This is a genomic window from Nonomuraea maheshkhaliensis (genome assembly GCF_039529435.1).
GTDB classification, from domain to species: Bacteria; Actinomycetota; Actinomycetes; order Streptosporangiales; family Streptosporangiaceae; genus Nonomuraea; species Nonomuraea maheshkhaliensis.
The window spans coordinates 1-1,338 of the sequence record NZ_BAAAMU010000309.1; the positions used below are offsets into that span (position 1 = coordinate 1).

The 1,338-nt window shown below is 72.8% G+C and carries 1 protein-coding gene; it reads right to left on the reverse strand.

The window, feature by feature from the left end; genetic code table 11:
• Nucleotides 1-1,338: beta-ketoacyl reductase (locus ABFX54_RS56560; protein ID WP_346115605.1), on the reverse strand; the 1,338-nt coding region annotated here is incomplete at both ends.

Genomic DNA, 1,338 nt, shown 5'->3' on the forward strand with positions numbered 1-1,338 from the left:
AGTGCAACGCCACCAACGACGACGAACACGCCGTGTCGACGGTCACGGCGGGGCCTTGCAGGCCGAGGGTGTAGGAGATGCGTCCTGACGTGACCGAGATGGAGGTGCCGGTGACCAGGTAGCCCTCGACGTCCTCCGGCAGCCGGCCGGGGCCGGTGGCGTAGCCGGTGGCCGTGGCGCCGATGAAGACGCCGGTGTCGCTGCCTTTGAGGCCGGTGGGGTCGACGCCCGCGCGTTCCAGCGTCTCCCAGGCCACTTCGAGCAGGAGCCGCTGCTGCGGGTCGGTGGCCAGCGCCTCGCGGGGGCTCATGCCGAAGAACTCGGCGTCGAAGTCCCCGGCCTCGTGCAACCAGCCGGCCAGCTTGACGTAGCTGGTGCCCCGCTTGTCCGGGTCGGGGTCGAACAGGCGCTCCAGGTCCCAGCCCCGGTCGGCGGGGAACGGGGAGATGCCTTCGCGCTCGTCCATCAGCAGGCTCCACAGCGCCTCGGGCGAGTTCGCGCCGCCAGGGAGGCGGCAGGCCATGCCGACGATCGCGATCGGCTCGTCGAGCTCGGCCGTGGCGGGCGCTTTGGGCGCGGTGGCCGGCTCCGCGCCGAGCAGGCGTTCCTTGAGGTAGCCGGCGAGCGCGAGCGGCGTCGGATAGTCGAAGACGAGGGTGGACGGCAGGCGCAGCCCGGTGGCGGCGTTCAGCTTGTTACGCAGTTCGATGGCGGTGAGCGAGTCGAACCCGATCTCGGTGAACACCCGCTGCGCCGAGACGGAGTCCGTACCCGAATGTCCGAGCACGACGGCGACCTGCGCCTTGACGAGTTTGAGCAGCAGCTCGTCGCGTTCCGGCTCCGGCAGTGCGGCGAGCTGCCGTTCCAGCGCGGCAGTGGCTCCGCCCGGCGCCGTGCCGGCGGCGGCGCCACGACGGACGGGCCTGCGCACCAGGCCGTCGAGCAGCCGGGGCGCGTCGGCGGCGCGCGGCAGGTCGAGATAGATGGGCAGCAGCAGCGCCTCGTCGATGGTCATGGCGGCGTCGAGCAGGGCGAGTCCTTCGCCGGACGACAGGCCGCGGGCGCCCGAGCGCTCCATGCGGGCCACGTCGGCGTCGCCGAGGTGGGCGCTCATGGCGCTGCGCTGCTCCCAGAAGCCCCAGGCGAGGGACTGCGCGGGCAGGCCGCGGGCCTTGCGGTGGGCGGCGAGGGCGTCGAGGAAGACGTTGGCGGCGGCGTAGTTGGCCTGTCCGGCGTCGCCGAGGACGCCTGCCGCGGAGGAGTAGAGGATGAAGGCGTCCACCTCGCCGGCGAGCTCGTGCAGGTTCCAGGCGGCGACGGCCTTGGCTGCCAGGACCT